The organism is Octadecabacter arcticus 238, from assembly GCF_000155735.2.
Classification (GTDB): domain Bacteria; phylum Pseudomonadota; class Alphaproteobacteria; order Rhodobacterales; family Rhodobacteraceae; genus Octadecabacter; species Octadecabacter arcticus.
In genome coordinates, this window is record NC_020908.1 from 3,257,791 (window position 1) to 3,281,761 (window position 23,971).

The 23,971-nt window shown below is 55.1% G+C and carries 21 protein-coding genes, 1 tRNA gene and 4 pseudogenes; 15 read left to right on the top strand and 11 right to left on the bottom strand.

Translation table 11 applies throughout. The features are described from left to right. The first annotated feature begins 32 nt into the window (after nt 1-32). The 6 genes from OA238_RS16890 to OA238_RS16915 all read left to right on the top strand — a co-directional run bounded on the left by OA238_RS16890 (nt 33) and on the right by OA238_RS16915 (nt 4,824). The gene (locus OA238_RS16890) at nt 33-1,268 is read left to right on the top strand and encodes a mandelate racemase/muconate lactonizing enzyme family protein (RefSeq protein ID WP_015496104.1); all 1,236 of its coding nucleotides are present in this window, start codon (nt 33-35) and stop codon (nt 1,266-1,268) included. Nucleotides 1,269-1,387: 119 nt separating this feature from the next. Next, nucleotides 1,388-1,978 (top strand): TetR/AcrR family transcriptional regulator, encoded by a 591-nt coding sequence (locus OA238_RS16895; protein ID WP_015496105.1) that lies wholly within the window; start codon nt 1,388-1,390, stop codon nt 1,976-1,978. Nucleotides 1,979-2,099: 121 nt separating this feature from the next. After that, on the top strand, nt 2,100-2,783 hold the full coding sequence (locus OA238_RS16900; protein ID WP_044037046.1) for a PspA/IM30 family protein: 684 nt from the start codon (nt 2,100-2,102) through the stop codon (nt 2,781-2,783). A gap of 27 nt (nt 2,784-2,810) precedes the next feature. Further along, the gene (locus OA238_RS16905) at nt 2,811-3,101 is read left to right on the top strand and encodes a hypothetical protein (RefSeq protein ID WP_015496107.1); all 291 of its coding nucleotides are present in this window, start codon (nt 2,811-2,813) and stop codon (nt 3,099-3,101) included. A 128-nt stretch (nt 3,102-3,229) separates the two neighbouring features. Next, nucleotides 3,230-3,883, top strand: coding sequence for a lysophospholipid acyltransferase family protein (locus OA238_RS16910; RefSeq protein ID WP_044037048.1), 654 nt, complete (start codon nt 3,230-3,232; stop codon nt 3,881-3,883). Further along, entirely contained in the window at nt 3,880-4,824 is a 945-nt protein-coding gene (locus OA238_RS16915; RefSeq protein ID WP_015496109.1) for a phosphatidate cytidylyltransferase, read from the top strand. Before OA238_RS16910 ends, OA238_RS16915 begins: the two co-directional genes overlap by 4 nt. Nucleotides 4,825-4,833: 9 nt before the next feature. On the opposite strand, the gene OA238_RS16920 is transcribed toward OA238_RS16915, so the two are convergent. Genes OA238_RS16920 through OA238_RS16930 form a run of 3 tightly spaced genes read right to left on the bottom strand, consistent with a single transcriptional unit; the run spans nt 4,834 to nt 7,758 of the window. Next, nucleotides 4,834-5,742, bottom strand: a complete 909-nt coding sequence (locus OA238_RS16920) for an endonuclease/exonuclease/phosphatase family protein (RefSeq protein ID WP_015496110.1) — start codon at nt 5,740-5,742, stop codon at nt 4,834-4,836. Next, the gene (locus OA238_RS16925) at nt 5,742-7,001 is read right to left on the bottom strand and encodes a glycerate kinase type-2 family protein (protein WP_015496111.1); all 1,260 of its coding nucleotides are present in this window, start codon (nt 6,999-7,001) and stop codon (nt 5,742-5,744) included. Before OA238_RS16925 ends, OA238_RS16920 begins: the two co-directional genes overlap by 1 nt. 28 nt (nt 7,002-7,029) lie before the next feature. After that, nucleotides 7,030-7,758 carry an O-methyltransferase gene (locus tag OA238_RS16930; protein WP_015496112.1) on the bottom strand — a complete coding sequence of 243 codons (729 nt, stop codon included), beginning with the start codon at nt 7,756-7,758 and terminating at the stop codon, nt 7,030-7,032. A 359-nt stretch (nt 7,759-8,117) separates the two neighbouring features. Between OA238_RS16930 and OA238_RS16935 the strand changes: the two genes are divergently transcribed. Continuing rightward, entirely contained in the window at nt 8,118-9,185 is a 1,068-nt protein-coding gene (locus OA238_RS16935; protein WP_015496113.1) for an IS630 family transposase, read from the top strand. A 185-nt stretch (nt 9,186-9,370) separates the two neighbouring features. Here the strand turns inward: OA238_RS16935 and OA238_RS16940 are convergent, their stop codons facing one another. Continuing rightward, nucleotides 9,371-10,186 (bottom strand): AAA family ATPase, encoded by an 816-nt coding sequence (locus tag OA238_RS16940; RefSeq protein WP_015496114.1) that lies wholly within the window; start codon nt 10,184-10,186, stop codon nt 9,371-9,373. Between the two features lie 412 nt (nt 10,187-10,598). Between OA238_RS16940 and OA238_RS30415 the strand changes: the two are divergent. Further along, nucleotides 10,599-11,806 (top strand): annotated as a pseudogene (locus OA238_RS30415) (IS3 family transposase). A gap of 36 nt (nt 11,807-11,842) precedes the next feature. On the opposite strand, the pseudogene OA238_RS16960 reads toward OA238_RS30415, so the two are convergent. Beyond that, nucleotides 11,843-12,291, bottom strand: a pseudogene (locus OA238_RS16960) (DDE-type integrase/transposase/recombinase); the annotation flags it as partial. Between the two features lie 444 nt (nt 12,292-12,735). On the opposite strand from OA238_RS16960, the gene OA238_RS33300 reads away from it, so the two are divergent. Next, the gene (locus OA238_RS33300) at nt 12,736-12,930 is read left to right on the top strand and encodes a hypothetical protein (protein ID WP_051076512.1); all 195 of its coding nucleotides are present in this window, start codon (nt 12,736-12,738) and stop codon (nt 12,928-12,930) included. A gap of 203 nt (nt 12,931-13,133) precedes the next feature. Here OA238_RS33300 and OA238_RS16970 read toward each other — a convergent pair. Next, nucleotides 13,134-13,210 (bottom strand) — tRNA-Arg (locus tag OA238_RS16970). Between the two features lie 737 nt (nt 13,211-13,947). Between OA238_RS16970 and OA238_RS32895 the strand changes: the two genes are divergently transcribed. Continuing rightward, a complete protein-coding gene (locus OA238_RS32895; protein ID WP_187293062.1) occupies nt 13,948-14,109 on the top strand; it encodes a hypothetical protein in 162 nt (53 codons plus the stop codon). Between the two features lie 16 nt (nt 14,110-14,125). On the opposite strand, the gene OA238_RS16975 is transcribed toward OA238_RS32895, so the two are convergent. After that, nucleotides 14,126-15,517, bottom strand: a complete 1,392-nt coding sequence (locus OA238_RS16975) for a phosphomannomutase (RefSeq protein WP_015496116.1) — start codon at nt 15,515-15,517, stop codon at nt 14,126-14,128. Nucleotides 15,518-15,732: 215 nt separating this feature from the next. Between OA238_RS16975 and OA238_RS16980 the strand changes: the two genes are divergently transcribed. Continuing rightward, a complete protein-coding gene (locus OA238_RS16980; protein WP_015496117.1) occupies nt 15,733-16,329 on the top strand; it encodes a sulfotransferase family 2 domain-containing protein in 597 nt (198 codons plus the stop codon). Between the two features lie 135 nt (nt 16,330-16,464). Here OA238_RS16980 and OA238_RS16985 read toward each other — a convergent pair whose 3' ends face one another. Beyond that, complete coding sequence (locus OA238_RS16985) at nt 16,465-17,907, bottom strand: mannose-1-phosphate guanylyltransferase/mannose-6-phosphate isomerase (protein ID WP_015496118.1); 1,443 nt, start codon at nt 17,905-17,907, stop codon at nt 16,465-16,467. A 307-nt stretch (nt 17,908-18,214) separates the two neighbouring features. Then, nucleotides 18,215-18,370: pseudogene (locus tag OA238_RS34545) on the bottom strand (IS6 family transposase); the annotation flags it as partial. Between OA238_RS34545 and OA238_RS29115 the strand changes: the two are divergent. The 3 genes from OA238_RS29115 to OA238_RS17005 all read left to right on the top strand — a co-directional run bounded on the left by OA238_RS29115 (nt 18,348) and on the right by OA238_RS17005 (nt 20,388). Beyond that, on the top strand, nt 18,348-18,890 hold the full coding sequence (locus OA238_RS29115; RefSeq protein ID WP_015496119.1) for a glycoside hydrolase family 25 protein: 543 nt from the start codon (nt 18,348-18,350) through the stop codon (nt 18,888-18,890). The pseudogene OA238_RS34545 and the gene OA238_RS29115 sit on opposite strands and share 23 nt — an antisense overlap. A gap of 10 nt (nt 18,891-18,900) precedes the next feature. Further along, on the top strand, nt 18,901-19,185 hold the full coding sequence (locus OA238_RS17000) for a hypothetical protein (protein WP_015496120.1): 285 nt from the start codon (nt 18,901-18,903) through the stop codon (nt 19,183-19,185). Between the two features lie 243 nt (nt 19,186-19,428). Further along, complete coding sequence (locus OA238_RS17005; protein WP_015496121.1) at nt 19,429-20,388, top strand: IS1595-like element ISOar1 family transposase; 960 nt, start codon at nt 19,429-19,431, stop codon at nt 20,386-20,388. 95 nt (nt 20,389-20,483) lie between these two features. Here the strand turns inward: OA238_RS17005 and OA238_RS17010 are convergent, their stop codons facing one another. Then, nucleotides 20,484-20,795 carry an ETC complex I subunit gene (locus OA238_RS17010; protein ID WP_015496122.1) on the bottom strand — a complete coding sequence of 104 codons (312 nt, stop codon included), beginning with the start codon at nt 20,793-20,795 and terminating at the stop codon, nt 20,484-20,486. A gap of 176 nt (nt 20,796-20,971) precedes the next feature. Between OA238_RS17010 and uvrB the strand changes: the two genes are divergently transcribed. Further along, nucleotides 20,972-23,191: an excinuclease ABC subunit UvrB gene (gene uvrB, locus OA238_RS17015; RefSeq protein WP_015496123.1), complete on the top strand. Its 2,220-nt coding sequence runs from the start codon at nt 20,972-20,974 to the stop codon at nt 23,189-23,191. A 113-nt stretch (nt 23,192-23,304) separates the two neighbouring features. On the opposite strand, the pseudogene OA238_RS17020 reads toward uvrB, so the two are convergent. Further along, nucleotides 23,305-23,943: pseudogene (locus tag OA238_RS17020) on the bottom strand (IS630 family transposase); the annotation flags it as partial. Nucleotides 23,944-23,971: the final 28 nt, after the last annotated feature.

A 23,971-nucleotide genomic window follows, 5' to 3' on the forward strand; every position in this document is an offset into this window, starting at 1 on the left:
CGCACCGTGGACCACCATCTGGATAGACCAACATGAAGCTGCAAGACCTCGACATCATCATAACATCCCCCCCCGCACCCGGTTGGGGCGGGCGCTATTGGATCTTGGTCAAAGTCACCACTGACACCGGCATCACAGGCTGGGGCGAATGCTACGCGTCCTCCGTGGGACCGGATGCAATGACGCATGTGATCCGCGACGTCTTTGAACGCCACATGGCCGATGAAAACCCTGAAAACATTGAACTTATGTTTCGCCGTGTCTACTCAAGCGGCTTCACCCAACGCCCCGATCTGACGGTTATGGGCGCGTTCTCCGGCCTTGAAATTGCCTGCTGGGACATCTTGGGCAAAGACCGCGACCGCCCTGTGCATGCCCTGATCGGCGGGCGACTGAACGACAAAATTCGCGCCTATACCTATCTTTACCCGCAAAAACACCATCCGCTGCCGGACTTCTGGGCCAGCGCTGACATGGCCGCAGAGGTCGCGGTCAGCTTGGTCGAGCAAGGCTATACAGCGGTCAAATTCGACCCCGCAGGCCCCTACACCATCCGCGCCGGCCACATGCCCTCGCTGCATGACATTGAAACATCCCAAGCGTTCTGCCGCAAAATCCGCGACGCCGTCGGCCCCCGCGCCGACCTGTTGTTCGGCACCCACGGCCAGTTTTCAACAGGCGGCGCGATCCGCATGGGGCAAGCCATCGAACAGTTCAGCCCGCTGTGGTTTGAGGAACCCATCCCACCAGACGCCGTCGAAGAAATGGCCAAAGTCGCGCGCGCCGTGCGCATCCCTGTGGCCACCGGCGAACGCCTGACGACAAAGGCAGAATTTGCGCAAGTTCTGCGCGCCGGAGCGGCCAATATCGTGCAACCCGCCCTCGGGCGTTCTGGTGGTATCTGGGAAACCAAAAAGATCGCGACCTTGGCCGAAGTCTATAATGCGCAAGTCGCGCCACACCTTTATGCAGGCCCGATCGAATGGGCCGCCAACGTGCAGCTCGCGGCGACGCTGCCAAATATCTTGATGTGCGAAACGATCGAGACGCCGTTTCACGACGCGCTTATCAAATCGTCCATCACAATCGAAAATGGCTATGTCAACGTCCCCACGGCCCCCGGCTTGGGTATTGATGTGGACGAAGCCCTCGCACGGGCCCACCCGCTTACGGACGACGGTCTGCACCTGCAAATGCAACAAGACCCGATCAGCTATCACGCGCAAAATCTATTTGCAGGCGGCGCTCCAGTGAAGGACCAAACCTGAACACACATTATGGTTAACGCGCCTGCTTCAACTTCATCTTGGCCAATACAACTCAAATCCCACCCTTGCGTCTTGATCCACAGCTGGTAATCTTGAACCAAGTTCACGAAGGATGTCCCATGGCCGGAAAAGTCGAAATTCGTCGCGCAGCACTGCGCGATGCCCTTATCCAACATGCGCAAACGCGGATTACAGCTGACGGGCTGAAAAACCTGCGCGCCCGCGATCTCGCCAAAGACGCAGGCTGTGCGCTCGGCGCGATCTATAATGTGTTCGGCGATCTCAACGACCTCGTGCTTGCCGTGAACGCCCGAACCTTAAAGCGGCTTGGCGCAGCGGTTGCGCAATCGTTAGCGGACGCTCCACAAGACGCAACACAGCAGCTTATCGTGATGTCGCACGCCTACCACCGCTTCGCCGCCGAAAACTTCAACACATGGCGCGCGCTGTTTGATATCGAACGCCCCCGCGGTGAAGCCGCGCACGGCTGGTACCTGCACGAAATGGGCCAATTGTTCGCCTACATCGACGCGCCGCTGTCTGTTATTTTCCCCCAACACACAGCCGAAATTCGCGCACTTTTAACCAAGGCCCTGTTTTCTAGCGTGCATGGAATCGTGCTTTTGGGCTTGGATGAGGGCTCTGTAGGGGTCCCAGCCGCACACCTTGAAGAAATGATTGCTCTTATTCTCGGGCACTTAGCCACATAATCCCAGATTATATGAACGTCGTTCAATAAAATACTTGATCACCACATCCACAGCTGCTAATTCTAATTCATGAACAGTGTTCACTTAATGGCGTGAACCGCGATACATGAAAGGAAGCGACATGTTCAAGACACTCTCAACCCTCATTGCAGGGGTCAACGCCCGCTCTGAAGACCGCGTTCGGGATGCCTTTGCCATTGAACTCATCGACCAGAAAATCCGCGAGGCTGAGCAGTCCCTGAAGGCCGCCAAGGCCACCCTCGCCTCCCTGATCCAGCGTCAACGGTCCGAAGAACGTCAACGTGACACCCTGAAAAACCGTATCAAAGACATGATGGGGCGGGCACAAGACGCCATGGACAAGCGTCGTGACGATTTGGCAGGCGAAGCCGCGTCCGTCGTCGCCCAAATGGAAAACGAACTCACCATCCGGATTGAGACCTGCGACCGCCTCTCCCAAAAGGTCATCCGCCTGCGAAATTCAATCGAAGCCGGTCACCGCCGCATCATCGACCTGAAACAGGGCGCAATACAGGCCCGCGCCGTGCGCCGTGAACAGGCGATCCAGACCAAGCTCAATTCGACCATCGGACGGACGTCATCCACCCAAGAAACCGAAGACCTCATCAGTCGCGTCATCGGCCAAGATGACCCGTTCGAACAGTCCGAAATCCTACGTGAAATCGACTGTGATCTGGGCCACGAAACCCTCACGGACCGCATGTCAGATCAAGGCATCGGCGTATCGACACGCACAACTGCTGACGATGTCCTTGCCCGCCTCACCCCCAAAAAAACTGCTTAAATTACTTAAAACATAAGGAATAGACCCATGACCAACCCCAATCGCAACGACAACGGCCTGATCATTCTGTTCAACGCCGCAGGTGTGGTGATCGCTTACGGGATGCTCGCGCTGTCGCTCTACATGTCCCCGGACGTGCCTTTATCAACGAAAGGCTACTGGGGTATCGGCATCCTCCTGCTCACCCTAAGTCTCGTGAATTTTGTCAAACTGCGCTTTGATGTGCGCCTGTCTGAGGACCGCGTGACACGGCTGGAGGAAGCCCGCAATGAACGCATCCTGTCCGAATATGTTGGCGGCGACGATCCCAAAGACTGAACCGCACGCTTAGCAACAACAACAATCCACCCCGCCACCTTCTCTCCCTCAAGGTGGCGGGGCACATCTCTTTGACACTCTGGTCAAACCCGCAATCCTGCGCCAAACTCGTAAAGTTGAGATCAATCATGTCCCTTCCCCGCAAGTTTGCAGCTAGATTTGTTGGCCTCGCGATTGCGCTGTTTGCGCGGTTCATCACGGCCGTGCGTGCAGATTGGCAGGGGATCGAGCCGATCAACAAACAGCGGGTCTATTTTGCCAATCACGTCAGCAACGCCGACATGCCGATGATCTGGTCCTGTATGCCCCCCAACATCCGCCGCGATGTACGCCCCGTGGCCGCCGCCGATTACTGGCTGAAAAACAAACTACGCGCCTTCGTCGGACCGGAGGTTTTCAACTGCGTCTTGGTCGATCGCCGCCCAGAGGCGCGCGACGCCAACCATGACCCGATGCAAAACATTCTGGATGCTTTGGACGATGGATCATCCTTGATTATTTCCCCCAAAGGCAACCGCAACATGACCAACGATCCGTTGCTACCGTTCAAATCAGGCCTTTATAACATGGGCAAAGCCCGCCCCGATGTTGATCTTGTTCCGACATGGATCGCAAATGTCACCGAAATCATGCCCAAAGGCGAGGTCATTCCTCTGCCGCTGATTTGCACCGTCACCTTCGGCGCCCCGATCCATGTCGCGCCCGACGAATCCAAAGACGACTTTCTCAAACGCGCATCAGCTGCGCTTGTCGGGTTGGCCCCAAAGGATGTGCGCCTATGACATCGACAAACACCGAAGTCCTCGGCCTGTTCATTGGCGTCTGCGGGCTTCTGACCCTGCTGACGGTTTTTGGCGAAGTTCTGCGCGCGCGACTGGATAAGGGCCACGAAAATCCGGTCATCGAAACCTTTATGACCCGTGTGCGCAGTTGGTGGGCCATCGTTATTTTGTTCACGCTGGCGCTGATCGCTGGCACGGGCGGTATCATCGTACTGTTCGCATTCGCGTCTTTCGCTGCCTTGCGCGAATTCCTGACACTGACCAACAAACGCCGCGCCGATCACCTCGCGCTGGCACTTGGTTTCTTTGTCGTGTTGCCGCTGCAATACCTGTTTGTCGGCCTTGGTTGGCAGGCGCTGTATACGGTATTCATCCCCGTTTACGTGTTCTTGATGCTGCCGATTGTCTCAGCGTTGCGCGGCAACTCTGACCGCTTTTTGATCCGCGTTGCCGAAACCCAATGGGCGCTGATGATCACCGTTTTCTGCATGTCCCACGTCCCTGCCCTGCTGATGATTGACGTTGCAGGCTACCCTGATGATCGCGGCGTGCTGCTGATCGCATTTCTTATCATGGTCGTTCAGATCGGGGATCTATTGGATTTCTTCTTTGGCCGTCGCATCGGCAAAACCCGCATCATTCCAAATCTGTCCGCAAAAACCTGGGAGGGCATGGCCTGCGGCGTTGCCTGCGCGGCCATTATCGGCGGGCTTTTGGCGTGGATGACACCTTTTGGCATTTTCGGCGCGGCAGCGATGGCAGGGCTGGCATCGACCGTTGGCATGTTCGGCAATCTGGTTTTTGCGGCGATCAAGGCAGATCGCGGCGTCAAAGACTGGTCACATCTGATCCCCGGTCAAGGCGGATTTGTCGATCAACTGGACAGCGTGATTTTCGCCGCCCCTATCTTTTATCACATCACACAACTGATCTGGGGCTAACGCTAGCGCTTATTGAACGGCGAAATCGCCGACGACAGGATAGTGATCCGTCGCCCATTCGCCATCAAACCGGCCCCGAACCGAAAACGTCTTTCCCACGGGCGAAATCCCGTCGGAGCCGCCGATGTGATCAATCGCCGGAAACAGGTTTAGCCCGCGATTGAAATGGAAAGTGGACCCCTGCACAGGCCAGAACGTCACATTTGCATCTTCAAGAACCCCAAGCGTCGTCGACCCGCGGATCGCATTGAAATCACCGATCACGAACACCGGCATCCGCGCTGCAGGCTCTGCTATCCGCGCGGCGACCAGAGCGACCGAAAGCTGCTTGTTCGACATGCTGCGGTATTCCGTGTGCAGATTGTAGACGCGGAATATCGTACCGTCTCGATCCTCAAATTCAGCCCAGCTGGTGAACGCAGGCCACGATCCGTTGAAGGTTCGCGAATAGATCACGTCCGGCGTGTCCGAAAAGAAGAACCACCCCTGATCGCGCAGCGTCAGGCGGTCTTTGCGGTAAAAAATTGGCTGGGTTGATGGAAAGACCGCCGGATCGCCCACGGCGGCGGCCGCGTAACCGGGGTTCTGCTCACGCAGCCAATCCAGCGTCAGGTTCTGCGGCGCCTGCCCGCGCCCGAAACTTTCCATTTCCTGAAACCCGACCACATCCGCATCAAGGCTCACAAATGCCGCTTGCAACGCGCCCTTGCGCCGCTCCCAATCACCTACCGACCAATCGCCCTGCGCGCGGCCCAGCCAGATATAATGCACATTATAGGTGGCAACGCGCAGCGTGTCACGGCTCGGAGATTGCACCGGTTGCGGCAGGCTGTTGCACGCGACCATACCAATCAACACGCCAACCAGCGCCGCGCACACCATGCCAAATCGCCTGAGCCAACGTCGCACAATCCGCACTACGGCAGCACCAATATCGCGCGAAAATCATTCACATTTGTCATCGTTGGACCCGTCACCACTTGCGCACCAATCGCGCCAAAAAACCCGTGTGCATCATTGTCACGCAAAGCCGCCGCAGCCGAAACCTGCATCGCATCGGATAACGCCAATGTGCTTGGGTCGCCAATTGCCCCCGCGACCTCAGCCGCGCCGTCAACGCCGTCGGTATCACAGGCGATCAGATATATTTTCGGATGACCCTTCAACGCCACGACTGCCGCCAAAACAAATTCCGCATTTGGCCCACCGACGCCATCGCCACGCCGCGTCACCGTGCATTCACCGCCCGACAACAACAGCACCGGATGATCCAGTCGTTGCGCGGCGATTTCAAGTGCCAGCGCCGCGTGTGCCTCTGCAACCTCACGCGCCTCGCCCTCAATCGCATCACCAAGCAGGCGAACCTCAACGCCCGCCGCAGTTGCGATGTCAGCCGCCGCTGCCAGCGATTGTGACGGGGCCGCGATGATCACATTCTGCACCCCCGCCAAACGCGGATCGTCGGCAACCATTGGGCTGCCGCCCGCCGCAAGAAACGCCGCTATTGCGTCGGGTGGCGTCACGCCCCACCTTGCCAAGGTCGCGACAGCGCGCGCAGCGTCGCCCGCGTATCCAACCGTTGGTCCGCTTGCGATGTCGCTGGGGTCATCGCCCGGCACGTCAGAGATCAGCAGAGCATACAATTTCGCGGGATAGATCGCCGCCGCCAACCGCCCGCCTTTGACGGCTGACACTTCTTTGCGGATGCTGTTGATGTCACCAATCGGCATGCCGCTGGCCAACATCGCAGCACTCAAAGCCTGTTTGTCGGCCAAAGTAATCCCGTCCGCGGGCGCACAAAGCAACGCTGATCCGCCCCCCGAAACAAGCATGACCACTGTGTCGTCCACGCCCAACCCACCGGCAATTTCCAACAGCCGCCGCGTCGCATTAACCCCGGAACGATCCGGCACAGGATGGGATGCTTCAACAATTTCAATACCCTGACACGGCCGCCCGTATCCATATCGCGTAATCACAAACCCGTCGCAGGGGCCCCAAGTCGCTTCAAGCGCCTCAGCCATCCGGGCCGATGCCTTGCCCGCACCAAGCACAAAGACACGACCGTCAGGTTTGGGCGGCAGGTGCGCGGGCACGCATAACATCGGGTCCGCCCGCGCAACGGCTGCCATAAACAAGTCGCGCAAAAATTCGTTGGGTCTTGTCAGATCTTTCATATCGTGTCGTCCTTGACCATGCCCGTTTCTAGGGCAATTCCACAATGCCAACCCGACTGCTCAATTGCCAGACGGACGCAAACTCGTCGCTTTGCGAAATCTCGCTCCAGCAGGCTTTCATATCGTCCGAAAAGTTAATGTCATCAAACAAGACAAGCGCACCCTTGTCCGCCACACTGCGCACAAGTTCAAACTGTTTCACAACGAAATCGCGGGTGTGGATGGCATCAATCAAAGCAATGTTCACTTTATCGGTGATCAGCCCGATATTGTCTTCAAACGTGCCAAGCGTCAGCACATGCCGGTCGCTGACCGTGTCGAAATTGGACTGCGCAATCGAATTCCAAATCTCATTGGGCTCAAAACTATACATCTTACCACGGTTGCAGATGTTCAGTCCGGCCAGCCAATACATGCCACTGGCCCCAAACGCGGCCCCGAATTCCAGAACCGCGTTCGGTTTCATTTGGCTCACCAGCCACGTGTAGAACTGACAAAATTCGGCCTTGGTGCGCACGTCCTGCATCCTGCGTTTAGGATTATCGTCAATCACACGGCCATAGTTTTCAACGTTCTTGTATTCCTCCCACAAAGGCAGCTTGCCAAGATCATTTGTGTGCTTGATCGTCGCCTCGATCTCTTCAAACACCGCAGCGTTGTCGGCCAGAAACGCCTCTTTTTGGCGCTCAAAGCGGGCAAAAACATCCGCGATCTGACTGTCACCGCGCACCCGCAGCTTTCGAATTCTGAATACCATCTGCCTCACCAAACCAAAAAATGCTTTTATTGCATTCTTACACAGGTGCGCCACGGCGACCAAGTCTATCGGATGGTGATGTAGATTTGGCATAAGCGTGCCGAATCACTATTCAGAGATCCTTTGGCGCAAGAAAGACTAATCTAAAACAATAGCTTACAAGATACCGATAAACGCGTTGGGTCATAAGTGCGCGCACCAACAGCATAAGCATGCATCTGCGCCGCAATAAAAAGGCCCGCCTTACGGCGAGCCTTTTTTACTTGTTATACTCCTGCGCCTGAATTGACCTGACGATTTTGGGCCTGCGATTCACTTCGTCGCATGGCCAAAGGCGGTTCAGTCTGTATTTTGAGTTTATGAGCAAGCAATACAAAACAGTCTCCTTATCCGACGAGCAGCGCATAGCACTTGAAGCGCTTTGCCGCCGCCGCAAAGTTGACGCCCTTGTTTGGAGACGGGCGCGCGCGTTTCTTCTTTTGGACGCAGGAGAAGACGCCGGAACGGTTTGCCGGATTTTGGATATTGGCCCGACAGTTTTGACGGAGTGGCGATTTGCCTTTGCCGGTGTGGGACTATCGTTTTTCGGTCTGAAGGACTACAGCCAGCGTCAGGGTCATTTGTCCGTCGTGCAAGAGCAGGCGGTGAGAGCCCATTTCACCGCGCAGCCTGCCCGCAATGCCGATGAGGTCTGTGCCTATGTTCTAGCCGAGTGCGACCAAAACTACAGCACGTCGGGAGCCGCCAAGCTGATGCGCCGCCTGGGGTTCGCGTATAAGAAACCACAATTGCTGCCTGCACAGGCCGATGAAGCCAAGCAGGCTGCGTTTATTGCCAAATATGAGGCCCTGATGAACGGGTTGGCCGCAGATGAGATGGTTGTCTTTTCGGACGCTGTCCACCCCGAACACCAGAGCCGCCCCGCCCATGGTTGGTTCCCCAAGGGACAAAAGACGGCCCTGAAGGCGACATCAGGGCGCAAGCGGCTCAACATTCAGGGCGCGCTTGACCTTGAGACTTTCCAGGTCACCTTTGTGGAAGGCGAGAAGATCAATGCCCAGACAACCCGACAGATGCTGGAAAAGTTGGAACGCAACAACCAAACCAAGACGGCCATCCACGTCTTTGTCGACAATGCCCGCTATCATCATGCCAAGATACTACAGCCATGGCTGGACAGCCCAGAACGTCGGGTGAAGTTGCATTTCTTGCCAGCATATGCCCCGCACCTCAACCCGATCGAGCGTCTTTGGGGTGTTATGCACAAATGGGTCACCCACAATCGGCACTATGCAACGTTCAACCAATTCACAGAGGCCATTTTCGACTTCTTCCGCAAGACCCTGCCAGAAAAATGGCCAGAGTCCCGCGACACCGTCACCGACAACTTCCGCGTCATATCGCTCAAGGAATACAAAGTGATTTGAGGGGAAAACCTCAGGTCAATTCAGGCGCGGGAGTATACAACGTATTAGGATTACGGACTTCTACCGCGTCAGGTCGAGAAGTCTCTGAGGATCAAACGCTTCTTGAAAGTCCGGAGCAGTGAAAGGTGAGTACTGTTTGGGGATGCCCTTGCTGATGGCAAACTGCTTCGCAAAGTCCTCAATAATCAGATGGGTTTTGCCCCCATTCTCGCGGTCACAAGCGTGTCAATCAAAAGCTCGATCACCAGTCCCCAGCGGCTGGAGTAGGCGTGGTCCAGTCGTGCCAGAAAATCCGGTGTAACAAGATGCTCAACCTCAATATTTGCTTCATCAGCAAATGCGAACACGAGCCGATTAAGCAAGTTTTTATCGCGCCCAAACTTAATCGTTTTGAAATGGACATGATCAACAAGTTCGTAAAGCTGCTCGTAGGACTGAATATATCCGGTCAGTGTATGCACACCAGAAAGGATCATCACCATCGGCCACCGCGGCTCTTTCATCATCGTCTTGAAGCTGTCCAGAAATACCTTGTTTGACTTTGCATTGTCGCCAAACACATGTTGGCATTCGTCATTTTGAATACCGATCACACCTTGCTCTTGAGCCTGATCGAGCACGCGTTCCCAGATATATTCCTGTGTTCTGTTTCTTTGAAGGTCGTAGCCAAGCGCCAAAAGAGTCTTTGTCCCGAGGTCTTTGAAAGTAACACGACCAGACAGAACACAGCTGACGATCTTCGCTGGTCGTCCATCTGGCATGAGGGTGCCACTTTCATTGAACTCTCGCCGTAGTTTCTTCAGTTCCAGAGACTTTCCAACCCTTGAATGCCCCGTAACGACCAAACCACGCACTTCGAGATCCTCAATCTGTCGGCTCAGATAATACTCTTCAACACATTTTCCGAATGCAGCTTTCAGTGCCTCTGCACGTGGCAGTTCAAAATGCGCGGCCTTCAATTTTGGTGCGACGCCAATCTTTTCCATATTCATAAATGTCATGAGAATTTCCCTTTTGTTTCTAGTCGCCCAATAGGCTGCTGGTTATCCGTGATTTTGGGGTCATCGGCCACAGTTTTGACCGGACCGGCATCGGCTCTCGAGTGATCCTCGCTTTCATCGCGAACACTCTTCCCCTCAATCATGACTTGTTCCTGATCTCCCGATTGGTGATCGATCACTGGTCCGCCATCACCAATCGGAAATACGTCAGGGCCGCCAGTTCTGGCGTTAATATCTCCAGGCCGAACAGTTTCAGCGATGTCAGAGCTTGGAATGATCCGTGCTCCACCGAAGACGTGACGCGCCTTGGTCTTGCACTCCTCAAAGGTCGAGTAACAGCGAGACAGTTTGGACCTGTTGCGGTTTGATGCCGCTCCTTTGATAGCATTTACTGCAACAAAGGAGATGAACTATGGGACTGAAACGGACGGACGAATTCCGCCAAGATGCGGTGCGCATAGCGCTGACCACCTGCTTACACGTAAGCAGGTGGCTGATGATCTTGGTGTCGGAATGTCGACGCTGAACAAATGGATCACAGCGCACCGAAACACGGATGTGGTCTCGAAAGAGGATTTAAGCCTCGCCCAAGAGAATGATCGGCTTCGGCGTGAGATACTTTTACCTGACAGCACATGCTTGCATGTGTGAGAGGGCGCATTCTCAAGGAGGAAAGGGAAATCCTAAAAAAGGCTACGGTGTTCTTCGCGAGCTAAAAGCCGTGAGGTTTAAGTTTATTGAAGAGCACCGGTTCATATTTTCTACTGGACGGATGTGTCGTGTCATGAACGTCAGTTCGCGTGGCTTGCGGGCATTCCGAAGCCGTCCTGCTAGCAGCAGGCAGCGATCTGATATGGTGACGTTGGTCCACATCAAAGAACAATCTCGTCTCAGTCTGGACAGCTATGCACTGCACGGCAGGGTATTGCGCAGCAATGTCCCGAAAGTGGCAGGCCACGGATGACCGAAGAGTTGAAAGAGATCGGATTGGATATCGGTCACCGCCGCGTTGGTCGTTTGATGCGCCAGAACGGCATATCCGTGGTTAGAACCCACAAACACAAGGTCACCACAGACAGCAATCACAAGTTCAACATTGCGCCAAACTTGTTGGATCGAAACTTCATTGCAGATCAACCAAGCCAAAAATGGGCTGGGGACATTACCTATATCTGGACGCGTGAGGGTTGGCTTTACCTGGCTGTGATCGTGGATTTACATTCCAGGCGCGTGATTGGATGGGCTGTCAGCAATCGGATGAAGCGTGCCCTGGCAATCAGGGCGTTGAAGATGGCTATCGCCTTCCGGTCACCGCCAAAGGGCTGCATCCATCACACGGATCGCGGCAGCCAATACTGTTCGCATGACTACCAAAAGATCCTGCGCCAGAACGGCTTCAAAGTATCGATGAGTGGCAAAGGCAATTGCTATGATAATGCGGCAGTTGAGACGTTCTTCAAAACCATCAAGGCCGAGCTGATCTGGCGTCATACTTGGGAGACATGCCAGTCGGCTAAAATAGCAGTCTTTGAATATATCAACGGCTTCTACAATCCACGCCGAAGGCACTCAACGTTGGGCTGGAAAAGTCCTGTCGCCTTCGAACGGAAGGTGGCTTAAACGAACACTTGGGGCGGAATTGAAGCCCGACAGGTCCAAGATGCGGTTCTTCAAAGTCTGATGCCATCGCTCCACTGCCCAGTAGTGGTTTGCTTGCAAGCCATGAGAGGGATCTTGCCTTGGGTTTGTGGGTGATACGGCGCACCACGAGAATGCTTCATACCCTTGCCTTGCAGCCATTTTGCCAAGTCGCCTGAGACATAGCTGGAGCCGTTGTCCACTGCCCGGCAGTTGATACGCAGTATCAATGAGAAGGGACTAAGCAGGCGAGGCTTGTGGACAACATGAACCTGGCCACATCCCGACGCGGCTAAGGCCAGATCCAATGTATCAGTGACGTCTTGGGTCCTCATGTTTGTACAGAGATTCCATGAGATGATGTAGCTGCTGTAATCGTCTAGGCCTCTCGTGGCTTGCGAGCAAACCACTGCCAGCTAATAGATCGTGCTGAGATAGAACCAGCCCCAGCCCAGAACCTTGAGGTATGCGCAGAGTCGAAGGTAGCGGCCGATGTCCGGTCTGGGCCGTACGCCGCCATACCCAACATTCCACGTTGATGCCCTTTTTGACGACCAAATATGATTTACTAATAGGCAGTTGAAGGGAAAAGCAATGAAACACAGGCTAACCACAGCAATCACCCTTGGGGACTATGCAAGTTCGATCCTGTGGCAAACTAGGAACGTGAACCATTTCTCCAGAACGTGTCGATTGAAAAGCGTTCCCATATGGGCGTCGAACCCATGCTCCTGGCTCTCGCAATGGAGTTCGCATTAAAAGCTTGGTTCGTGTTTGACTACGATGACCCCAAAGTTAAGAAGACGCACAACCTGCTTAAACTGTTTAAAGTTCTCCTGCCCGAAAGCCAAGAACGCCTCGAAATAGAATTTTAAAAGTCGGTTGAGTCGCAGTGTGGACCGGGTTGGTTCATGGAATATTCCCTTACAGATATTTTGAGCCATCACGCCAACGCGTTCGTAGAATGGCGATATTTGCACGAACGCAAAGGAACACTTGGCTTTGACCAAAGCACCTTCATCGCAACACTTGAGATGATCTTGGTTGAGTTCAGGACGCGCTACCGAACTGAAAAATGTGAAAAGTTCTTTGGCACATCTTTATGAAGTTAGTTTGAATAAGTCGTTCCCACTGCTGGACGGCGAAACCGTTATAGGCATCTCATCGTTGATTCCAATGCTTGACTGTGATTCCGTTACAACACCCGCATCTATGCGCGCGCCCTGCTTCCTTCATGCTTCCTCCCATTCTTTGCAAGAAAGAATCAGAAAACAGCCTTAACGTAACTAATTGATTTAAAAAAATTAAATGGTGATCCCGGAAGGAATCGAACCTTCAACATCCTCATTAGAAGTGAGGTGCTCTATCCAGTTGAGCTACGGGACCGCTCACGACCTTCTAGCTGGCGTCGCATATAGATTTCAAGCGGCGCTTTGGGGTTTAGGCATGCGGTCGTGTGGTTTTCCTTGGAAATGGAACCCGCCTTTGACCAGCGGCCTGTAAAAGGCGGAGCAATATTAGACCACAGAAACAGCTGCGTGATGCGATTGTAGCGTGGCTTTGTTGGTGGCGTGGATACCCCCACCAACCGGCATCGTAATGTGCCATTGTGATGTTTCAGAAAGCATCATTCAAAGGGAGAGCAGACAGTTTTCCGACCGAAACTTCCACGCGCGACTTTGCCTCTCTGGCGGAGACGTTAGCGTATATCAGGCCCCGAGCGATCAGAACGGGCGTTTTGGAAATATCACTCTTTTTCATGATGTTTGGTCTTTGTGTCAGTCGTTATATAATTTCGGCACATTTGAGCTTGTTTCTTACTGCAGGCTCTGGTCCTTCGTTGATTGCGTTTAAGCGTTTAAGCTTGATGGCCACAAGTGCAGGTTGAGTATGATTTTGCGTTTGATCTGCTCTCACTGTTTCAGGATCTGCTGAGTCCGCCCGAAGTAGACGTCAGCGGAGCTTTGTTGAACTGATCAATGCGCTAGAACAAGAATAGCTTTATGAAGTGGTTCCACTTATTTCGAGAGGTTTGCGGATGGGCTAGGATGTAATCTGGAAACACCACAAGCCTGCTGTTCCAGACAGGATTTTCGGGGCGGGCGGAAATGGGCACCACGGGCATGGATAATTTCACAATCAAAGCTTTGCCGGACGGGGCGGCTTTTTGGGATGTGGCTAAGTTCGACAAGCAAACCGGACGGGTCAGTTTTTCCAACGGCAGTCCAGATTTTCGAGAACGTCTGACCGGCAATCAGACCTATTATGTGCGCCCGGATGCCTGATACGCAATTCTTTACATCAACGCAAAATATCATCGAGGCGCACCAGATGACGCGCCACCAGATCAGCGGCTTTCCCAGCACTTCCTGCTTCAGCGTAGCATCTGAATTCAGGTGCATTGCCGGACGGACGCAGGTGGATTACGTCGCCGCCGACAAACGTCACGCGCAGGCCGTCGGTGGTGTCGATTCTCGTTTCACCACCACCGACGTCAAAAAACGCGGTACGCACCATTGGGTCTGTTGTCAGGCGGTCAAGGAAAGGTTCACTGACCTGCGGCGCGATGCCCTGCAGTCGGCCGGCCGCGGTGAACACACGCGGCAGGTCGGCGACCAGATCCGCTACGGCGCACCCGTTCCGGCCGGCAGCAACCAACGGCGCGATCATCGGCAATAAGCTGTTGCGGGTCATCAGCGGCGCGAGCGGGGCATGTTGCATCTGCGCGGTGAACCCCAGCAGAAACCCACCGTTCGCCTCATATCCTGCGACCTTTGCGGCAGGGTCCAAGGCCAGAACATCCTCCATCGCCGCAATCACAAAGGGCGAGCCGATGCGGGTCAGCTTGATCTGCTTGAAATCCACCATTTGCAACACCATCGAATTGGACGACACTGGCGTGCAGATCACGTCCGCGCCGAGATACCGTGCGGTCAGCACGCCCAGAACATCGCCCACGACGATGGCGCCCGTGTGATCCGCTAGCATTGGGCGGTCTGAATCGCCGTCCGTGGATATGATCGCATCAAGGCCATAGTCCTTACACCACCCCGCCAGCAGGTCGCGCGTGTCAAGATCAAGCGCTTCGGTATCAACGGGAATGAACACATCAGAGCGCCCAAGCGTGACCGGCTGCGCCCCCAGCGCCTGCACCACACGCACTATAACATCACGACCAACGGCGCTGTGTTGATAAACCCCGACGCGCAACCCGTGCAGCGCATCCGCACCGAAGGCATCTGTGTAGCGGCGTTCATAAGTGTCGATAACGTCCGGCGCGGTCTTCAAGGTGCCTGTCTCGTCCGCCACAGGACGCCCCAAATGCGCGATAATCGCCTGTTCATCCACCTTGGTGATTTCGCCACCCGGCACATAGAATTTCAGCCCGTTGCGGTCTGCGGGAATATGGCTGCCGGTGACCATCACCGCCCCCGCGTTTGTCTGCATCGACGCCAGCGCCAGCGCAGGTGTCGGCAACGCGCCACAATCGACGACCGCGACGCCTTCGGCACGCGCCACCGACATCACAGCATCGGCGATATCAGGCGACGAAGGGCGCAGATCACGCCCGACATAAAGCGTCACATTACAATTGCACGCCGCCAGAAAGGCGCGGGTATAATCCGCGACCAGGCTTTCGGTCAGCTCGATTACAAGGCCGCGCAGGCCGCTGGTTCCGAATTTGGGCGCCATGGGATTTTCCTCATTTAACCGTGAGACAGATAATCAAAAGTCGGTGTCGCTACAAACCAAACTTTTCGAACACAACCGCACGGCGCCCCCTCACAGTTGCTGGCAGATTGCGCGGGCCAGCACAAAAAGATATCGAACTGCTGGACGCCGAGGGTTCTTTGCAAGGTCTCAACAGGGCAAGATGCCGAAGTGCAGAGTAAAAGGTAAATTGTTCCATGCCAATCGTGAAAATATCGGGAAAAATTGTCTATTTTGCCCACGTCCCCAAATGTGCCGGGACTGCGATGGAGATTTACCTGACCAAAGCATTTGGCACCTTGGCGTTTCGCGACACAAAATTCCATGCCCGTACGCCCGGCACACGCTGGACGAAAGGCTCTCCGCAGCATGTTGATGCCAACGCCATATCGACACTCTTTCCGTCTGAATTCTTTGATGAAAGCTTTGCAGTGGTACGCAGTCCCGTGACACGCCTCGTGTCAGCATTCCGCTTTCAACGCGATGTCGAAGCCTTAATCGGTCCCGATGTTACCCTCGCAGAGTGGCTGACGCGTGTCCATCGCACACGAAATCGCGCGCCCTGGCAGTTTGATAACCACACCCGTTTGATGGATGATATCGTGCCGCAGAGCGCACGTATCTTTCGACTGGAAGACGGACTCGATGCGGTTGTGCCACGGCTTCAAGACATTGCCGGTGCTGAATATTCACTGCCGCAGACTATCACGCCACACAACGTGACGGACAAACGGCTTGTCTTTGAAAGAAAGGCGATACGCCCGTCATCCCAACGCAAAATGAAATCGCGCTGATCCACCGTTACTACCGCGACGATTTCGAACGATTTCACTACCATCCCTTGACCGGAGACCCAATTCAACACCCCGTCTGAATCCCGTCAAACCGTTGCTGAGTTGCAATGCCCGAATACGGTGACGGAGCCTTGTTTAACCCTTGGCCCCCTGCCCGCGTGCGTAAACGTCCTTATAGCGTATGATATCGTCTTCGCCGAGGTAGGTTCCTGTCTGCACCTCAATCAATTCCATCGCGACCTTGCCGGGGTTTTCCATGCGATGCACCACGCCAAGCGGGACATAGACAGACTGGTTTTCGGACACCAGTTTCACCTCGTCATCCACCGTCACCCGCGCCGTGCCCGCCACCACGATCCAGTGTTCGGAACGGTGAACGTGGCTTTGCAGGCTCAGCGCGGCACCGGGGTTGACGACGATCCGCTTGACCTGAAAGCGGTCCCGTAGGGTCAGGGTCTCGAAAAATCCCCAAGGACGGAAATCGCGCGGGGACGTGTCGGCCTGCGCGATCTGTTGCACGCGCATCTGTTTCACGACCTCGCCCAGATCCGCAACGTGGTTTCGATCGGCGACCAGCACCGCATCCTTCATTGCGACGACGACGATGTTATCAAGCCCAAGGCCGACCAGTTGTAGGCTATCGTTTTCGCTGCGTAACAGTGTTTCGCGACACTCGACCGCAAGGGCCGCACCGTGGGTGCCAACACCAGCGTCGTCAAGGTCCATATGCTGGCGCACAGCCTCCCAACCGCCAAGGTCGGACCAGTCGCCGGGGTGGGTCACAACGGACAGGTTATCGGCTCTTTCCATGATTGCAAAATCGACGGAAACGTCATCACAGCGTGCCCAAGCTTGCGCATCCAGCCGCAAAAACCCAAGATCCGAGCGCGCCTGAGTCACTGCCGATTGCACATTCTCGAACAATTCGGGTGCATGGGTGCGAAATGCATCCATCAAGGTGCGCGCGGAATAAAGGAACACACCGGAGTTCCACAAGAACCGGCCTTCGGCGATCATTCGGGCCGCATTCTGGGAATCGGGTTTCTCGACAAACCCTTTCAACGGAGTAGCATCGGCGTCAGTTGCGGCACCCTCGTCCAATTCAAGATACCCGTATCCGGTTTCAGGCCGCGTCGGAGTGATGCCGAAGGTGACAATCTGTCCGGCGGCGGCAGCCGTGGCCCCCTTGCGCACACTGTCGCGAAACTGCGACGCATCCTGAATATAGTGATCAGACGGAGAGGCAAGGATCAGCGCATCGGGATTTTGGGCGATGACGATGGCCGCAGCCAGTAAGGCGGGCGCGGTGTTGCGCGCCTCAGGTTCGATCAGAACTGTTCCGGGATCAATGCCGATAGCGGACAATTGCTGCGTGACGATGAACCGGAAATCAGAATTGGTGACGATCACCGGCGCCACGAACCCCTCACACGTCAGCCGCGCAGCTGCTTGTTGGTAAAGGCTGTGATCCCCGATCAGTTGCGTGAACTGTTTCGGATAGCTTTTTCGCGACAGAGGCCACAGGCGAGTGCCTGAACCACCACAAAGAATGACCGGGACAATATCAGGATGAGACATGAAAATTCGTTCAGAAGTATACTTTTACTCATAACTTGAACAACCAGGAACTTATCGTAACCATTTTGAAGCTTCAAAACACCCGCGGTGCGATATCTACGTCAGGATACGCAGGCCCTAGTGGGACCAATCTGCGCAGATTGATGACCATGGGTCAATCAAGATGTAGTCGCGGAAATTTGGGCCAGTTGTTAAAGTGGATCGCCTGAAGAGAGAAGTAATCCAAAATGAAGACACGCAAGAACGGTGCTGTCAGACAAATGCGAACCAGTCTCAGTTCTTCTACAATCTCAATGCCTTAGGCTGCTCAGAGGCCGCGCCACTCGGTCAGAGCGGCGGCACGGTTCAGCTCAAAATCTGATCGGTTGTAGAGATGGCGGTCCGCGTAGAAATGGTCATGGACTGAGCCGTAAACGGCTGCGAATTTTTGCAAACTTCGCATGCGCCTAAAGCGCGGAATTGCCTTCGCCTTTGCCAAGGCAACCGACAGAATAACATACACCGATCCCAAGTGGCAGACAAACCGCACCGCCAGCGCCAAGGCAGGGATCGCGTTTGGCGGCTACCACTTTTACGAACCCAATGATGAACCGGCCCCGCAAGCCGCAAACTTTCTGGCTGCATTGGGTGATGTAGAAAACATGCTTCCGCCTGTCGTCGATCTGGAGAGAACCCCAGAAGCGGGCGACGAAGCCGAGTACCTGCGCGATGTGCAGGCGTTCCTGTCTATGATCGAAGATAGCACAGGATGCACACCGATGATCTATGCCAGCCCTTCTTTCTATACGCAGTATCTCGGCACAGGGCTTGGGCAGTATCCACTTTGGTTGGCTGAATACAGCCACACAGCAAAGCCACCACAGGGCAGGGATTGGTACTTCTGGCAGCACCAACAAAACGGAACCGTCGATGGCATTTCAGGGTCCGTCGATCTGGATTGGTTTGCGGGGGATGCAGACGCACTTGCATCCCTGCAATGTTAGGAGATTGGCGATGATGACATTTGTTGAACATAAATGGCGCGAAATTCTGATTGCGCTTGGCGCGTTGATTTTCGTTATTCTTGTGCCTGCTTCGGACTTGCTAAACCTTGGGGAACAAACGGGCGCGGGGCGCATTACGCTGGCCAATGACGCCTGCCTTACAGATGCGGCCAATGAAGGGCTAAAAGAAACATTGCTATTGGGCGAAGTTGCCGACTTAGTCGAAGTCTTAAGCAGCACCGATATTGGCATCGAATTGATCGTATCTGTCGATGTGCAAGCGGGCGGGCATTGATGATGTAACCGCCGCCCGACGGCATCGATGTACCAAGGTGGGTCTGCAATGATCCACAAAAACCGTGCACGTCATGCACTCTTTGACCCGTTGTCTCACCCCGATTTCCTGAAATGACACCCAATGAGAACGCACATTCAAGATGGTGTTCTCATGCGACAAAGATCATAAAAAATGGCTCAATTCGCATTAGCTATGCACTCCCCAATGATATAGAACAAAAAGTGAACGCAGGAGGCGCGCATGGACCATCACGACTATCTGGCCTGGCTATCTGAGATTGATGATCTGTCCTCGTACCAGCGGATTGCAACGGTTCGGTTGCTGGCTGGTCAGCCGTCGCTGGAAGCCGTGATCGGACTGTTGGAGGAGCGGATCGGGACGGCACGAAACTGTCCGCATTGTGCGGCGGGCGGGGCTGTGATCCGAGGCCGCTCTAACGGGCTGAAGCGGTATTTTTGCAAGATCTGCAGCAAAACCTTCAACGCCCTAACTGGGACGCCGTTAGCTCGGCTGCGACACAAAGATTGCTGGACAGAATTTGCTGGGTCATTAAGCGATGGCGACACGGTGAAGACCTCGGCGGCGCGCTGCGGGGTGGCCAGCAGCACGGCTTTTCGCTGGCGTCACCGCTTCCTGCGGGCTGTGACGGCTGGCGCGATCAAACTGCGCGGTATCGTCGAGGCCGATGAGACGTTTGTCTTGAGCAGTCGTAAAGGCGAACGGAACCTCGATCGCAAGGCCCGCAGGCGCGGCGGCAAGGCGTCCAAACGGGGGGTATCGCATGAGCAAGTTCCAGTTTTGGTGGCCGCCGACCGCTCCGGCGCGACCGTCAGCGCCATATTGCCGGCGGTGTCTGCCGCTCATTTGCAAGCGGTTTTGCAGCCAGTTCTTGACCAGGACGCCCTGCTGGTCACTGACGGCTGCACCAGTTATCCGCCCTGCGCCGCCGCGATGGGCATCAGCCATGAGGCGCTCAACCAAACCGCTGGCGAGCGCGTCCGGGGAGAACTGCACATCCAGACCGTCAACAGCCGCCATGAGCGGCTCAAGTCCTTTCTTCGTCGCCATCGTGGCGTCGCCACCAAGTATCTCGACAGCTATCTCAGATGGTTTCATCTCGCAGTGCTTCCAAGGCAGCCAACACCACGCGCAGTCCTCGCCGCAGCAGCAGGTATCCTGCCGGTTAGACCATGTGCATAGCTAATGCGAATTGAGCCTAAAAAATATATGATTCAACTTAATTTGCTCGAATCTTCACTACAATTTGGCGGTAATTGAATCGCGATTCACATCGCCTAGTGCGTCCACGCACCGCGACGGTTCGTCGCAAAATTCTCACCATAACCGCCAACTCGAATATTGGCGCGCCGCTTCTTGGGCTCTTGTACGGACGCATCGATGCTGTTTGCGGCAGCATAGTCTAGCGCCGCGTCCTTGGTCTCAAACGTCATTTTGACTTGGGTTTGCGTATCAGACGACGACGTCCAGCCCATCAACGGATCAACTTCACGTGCAAACGCTTGCGCAAATTCCAAAACCCAATGCTTGGTCTTCGCGGTGCCCGACGACATCGCAGTTCGGGCTGGCTGATAAATACGTGCGCGCATGGGGGCTCCTATTGGTTGATCGTTATATCGGGGATTCCGTCGCGCCGCGCAAGGGTTGCGTGGCCAATCACACCCCCCACGACCACCCTGCTGACACACCCCTGTCAGCAGCCGCTGCGTCATACCCCTTGAACAACCCCGCATCGGTGTCACATTGAACCTTAACAGGAGTACCCATGCCCTACGCCCAAACCGACAAATCCGACAAATCAGACCCTGAACAATTCCTCGCAAATCCAGCGCCGGACGTGAAAACCCGCGAAAAACTGGAAGGCGGGCGGGCGTTTGTGCTGAAGACAGATTTTGAGCCCGCCGGCGATCAGCCGACGGCGATCAAGGAGTTGTGCGAAGGCATCCGAAACGGTGAACGCGACCAAGTCCTGCTCGGCGCAACGGGCACTGGCAAAACTTTCACCATGGCCAAAATGATTGAGAAAACCCAACGCCCCGCAATCATCCTTGCGCCAAACAAAACCCTCGCCGCACAGCTATACGGCGAATTCAAAGGCTTCTTTCCTGACGCCTCGGTGGAATATTTCGTCAGCTTCTATGACTACTACCAGCCCGAAGCCTACGTCGCACGGTCCGACACATTCATCGAAAAAGAATCCCAGATCAACGAACAAATTGATCGGATGCGCCATTCGGCGACACGCGCCCTGCTTGAACGTGATGATGTGATTATCGTGGCGTCCGTGTCGTGCATTTACGGTATCGGTAGCGTCGAAACCTACGGCGCGATGACGCAGGATCTGCACGCGGGTGAGGAATACAACCAACGCCAAATCATGACCGACCTCATTGCGCAGGCTTACAAACGCAACGACGCGGGCTTTCAGCGCGGCACATTCCGCGTGCGCGGCGACAGCCTTGAGGTCTGGCCCGCCCACCTTGATGATCGCGCCTGGAAACTGTCGTTCTTTGGCGAAGAACTCGAAGCGATCACAGAATTTGACCCGCTGACGGGCGAAAAAACCGACACCTTTGAAAAGGTCCGCATCTACGCCAACTCCCACTACGTGACGCCGAAACCGACGATGAAACAGGCGATTGTCGGTATCAAAAAAGAACTGAAAATGCGGCTTGATCAACTGGTCAACGAAGGCAAACTGCTCGAAGCCCAGCGCCTTGAGCAGCGCTGCAATTTCGACCTTGAAATGCTCGAAGCGACGGGCGTGTGCAACGGAATCGAGAACTATTCGCGCTACCTGACAGGGCGTATGCCAGGTGAGCCGCCGCCCACATTGTTTGAATTTATCCCTGACAACGCCATCGTGTTCGCCGATGAATCCCACGTGTCCGTGCCCCAGATCGGCGGCATGTATAAGGGTGACTTCAGGCGCAAAATGACGCTGGCCGAACACGGGTTCCGCCTGCCGTCGTGCATGGACAACCGGCCGCTGAAATTTGAGGAATGGGACGCCATGCGCCCGCAATCGGTGTTCGTGTCCGCGACCCCCGCCGCGTGGGAAATGGAACAAACCGGCGGCGTGTTCACCGAACAGATTATCCGCCCGACCGGTCTGCTGGACCCGATGATTGAAATCCGCCCTGTGGACACGCAAGTCGATGATGTCATGGACGAAATCCGCCGTGTGTCCGCCAAAGGGTTCCGCACCTTGGTCACGACACTGACCAAACGCATGGCCGAAGACCTGACCGAATATCTGCACGAAAACGGCATCAAAGTCCGCTATATGCACTCAGATATCGACACGATTGAACGCATCGAAATCCTGCGCGATCTGCGCCTTGGGGCGTTTGATGTACTGATCGGCATCAACCTGCTGCGCGAAGGTTTGGACATTCCCGAATGTGGTCTCGTCGCGATTCTGGACGCAGACAAAGAAGGCTTCTTGCGGTCTGAAACCTCGCTGATCCAGACCATCGGGCGCGCCGCACGAAACGCCGAAGGCCGCGTCATCATGTATGCGGACCGGATCACTGGCAGCATGGAACGCGCCATCGGCGAAACCGACCGTCGCCGCGACCGCCAGATCGCCTACAACGAAAAGCACGGCATCACCCCGACAACGGTGAAGAAGAACGTCGATGATATTTTGGCGGGTCTGTACAAAGGCGACGTCGACATGAACCGCGTCACCGCGACCATCGACGCACCGCTGGCGGGCGCCAACCTGAAAACCGTGTTGCAGGGTCTACGAACCGACATGCGCAAAGCCGCCGAGAATTTGGAATTCGAGGAAGCCGCCAGACTGCGTGACGAGGTCAAACGCTTGGAGACCGTAGAACTCACGGTGTCCGACGACCCGATGGCACGGCAATATCAGGTGGATAAAGCCGTGGCAGAGAGTGAGAAAATGGCAGGGCGGAGTAAGGCTGGTCAACCGGGACAACGCGGTGGGATTAAACCGAGGAAGAAAAGGGGTGTCTAAACCTTTGATTTAGGTTATAATTTTCTTTGGGATTTATTTTGATCGGACCTTACTGCTATGCAGAAAATTACTTTGGTATACTCCCGCGCCTGAATTGACCTGAGGTTTTCCCCTCAAATCACTTTGTATTCCTTGAGCGATATGACGCGGAAGTTGTCGGTGACGGTGTCGCGGAACTCTGGCTATTTTTCTGGCAGGGTCTTGCGGAAGAAGTCGAAAATGGCCTCTGTGAATTGGTTGAACGTTGCATAGTGCCGATTGTGGGTGACCCATTTGTGCATAACACCCCAAAGACGCTCGATCGGGTTGAGGTGCGGGGCATATGCTGGCAAGAAATGCAACTTCACCCGACGTTCTGGGCTGTCCAGCCATGGCTGTAGTATCTTGGCATGATGATAGCGGGCATTGTCGACAAAGACGTGGATGGCCGTCTTGGTTTGGTTGTTGCGTTCCAACTTTTCCAGCATCTGTCGGGTTGTCTGGGCATTGATCTTCTCGCCTTCCACAAAGGTGAACTGGAAAGTCTCAAGGTCAAGCGCGCCCTGAATGTTGAGCCGCTTGCGCCCTGATGTCGCCTTCAGGGCCGTCTTTTGTCCCTTGGGGAACCAACCATGGGCGGGGCGGCTCTGGTGTTCGGGGTGGACAGCGTCCGAAAAGACAACCATCTCATCTGCGGCCAACCCGTTCATCAGGGCCTCATATTTGGCAATAAACGCAGCCTGCTTGGCTTCATCGGCCTGTGCAGGAGTTATTGTCAAATCTGGTGTTTGAGTATTGTTG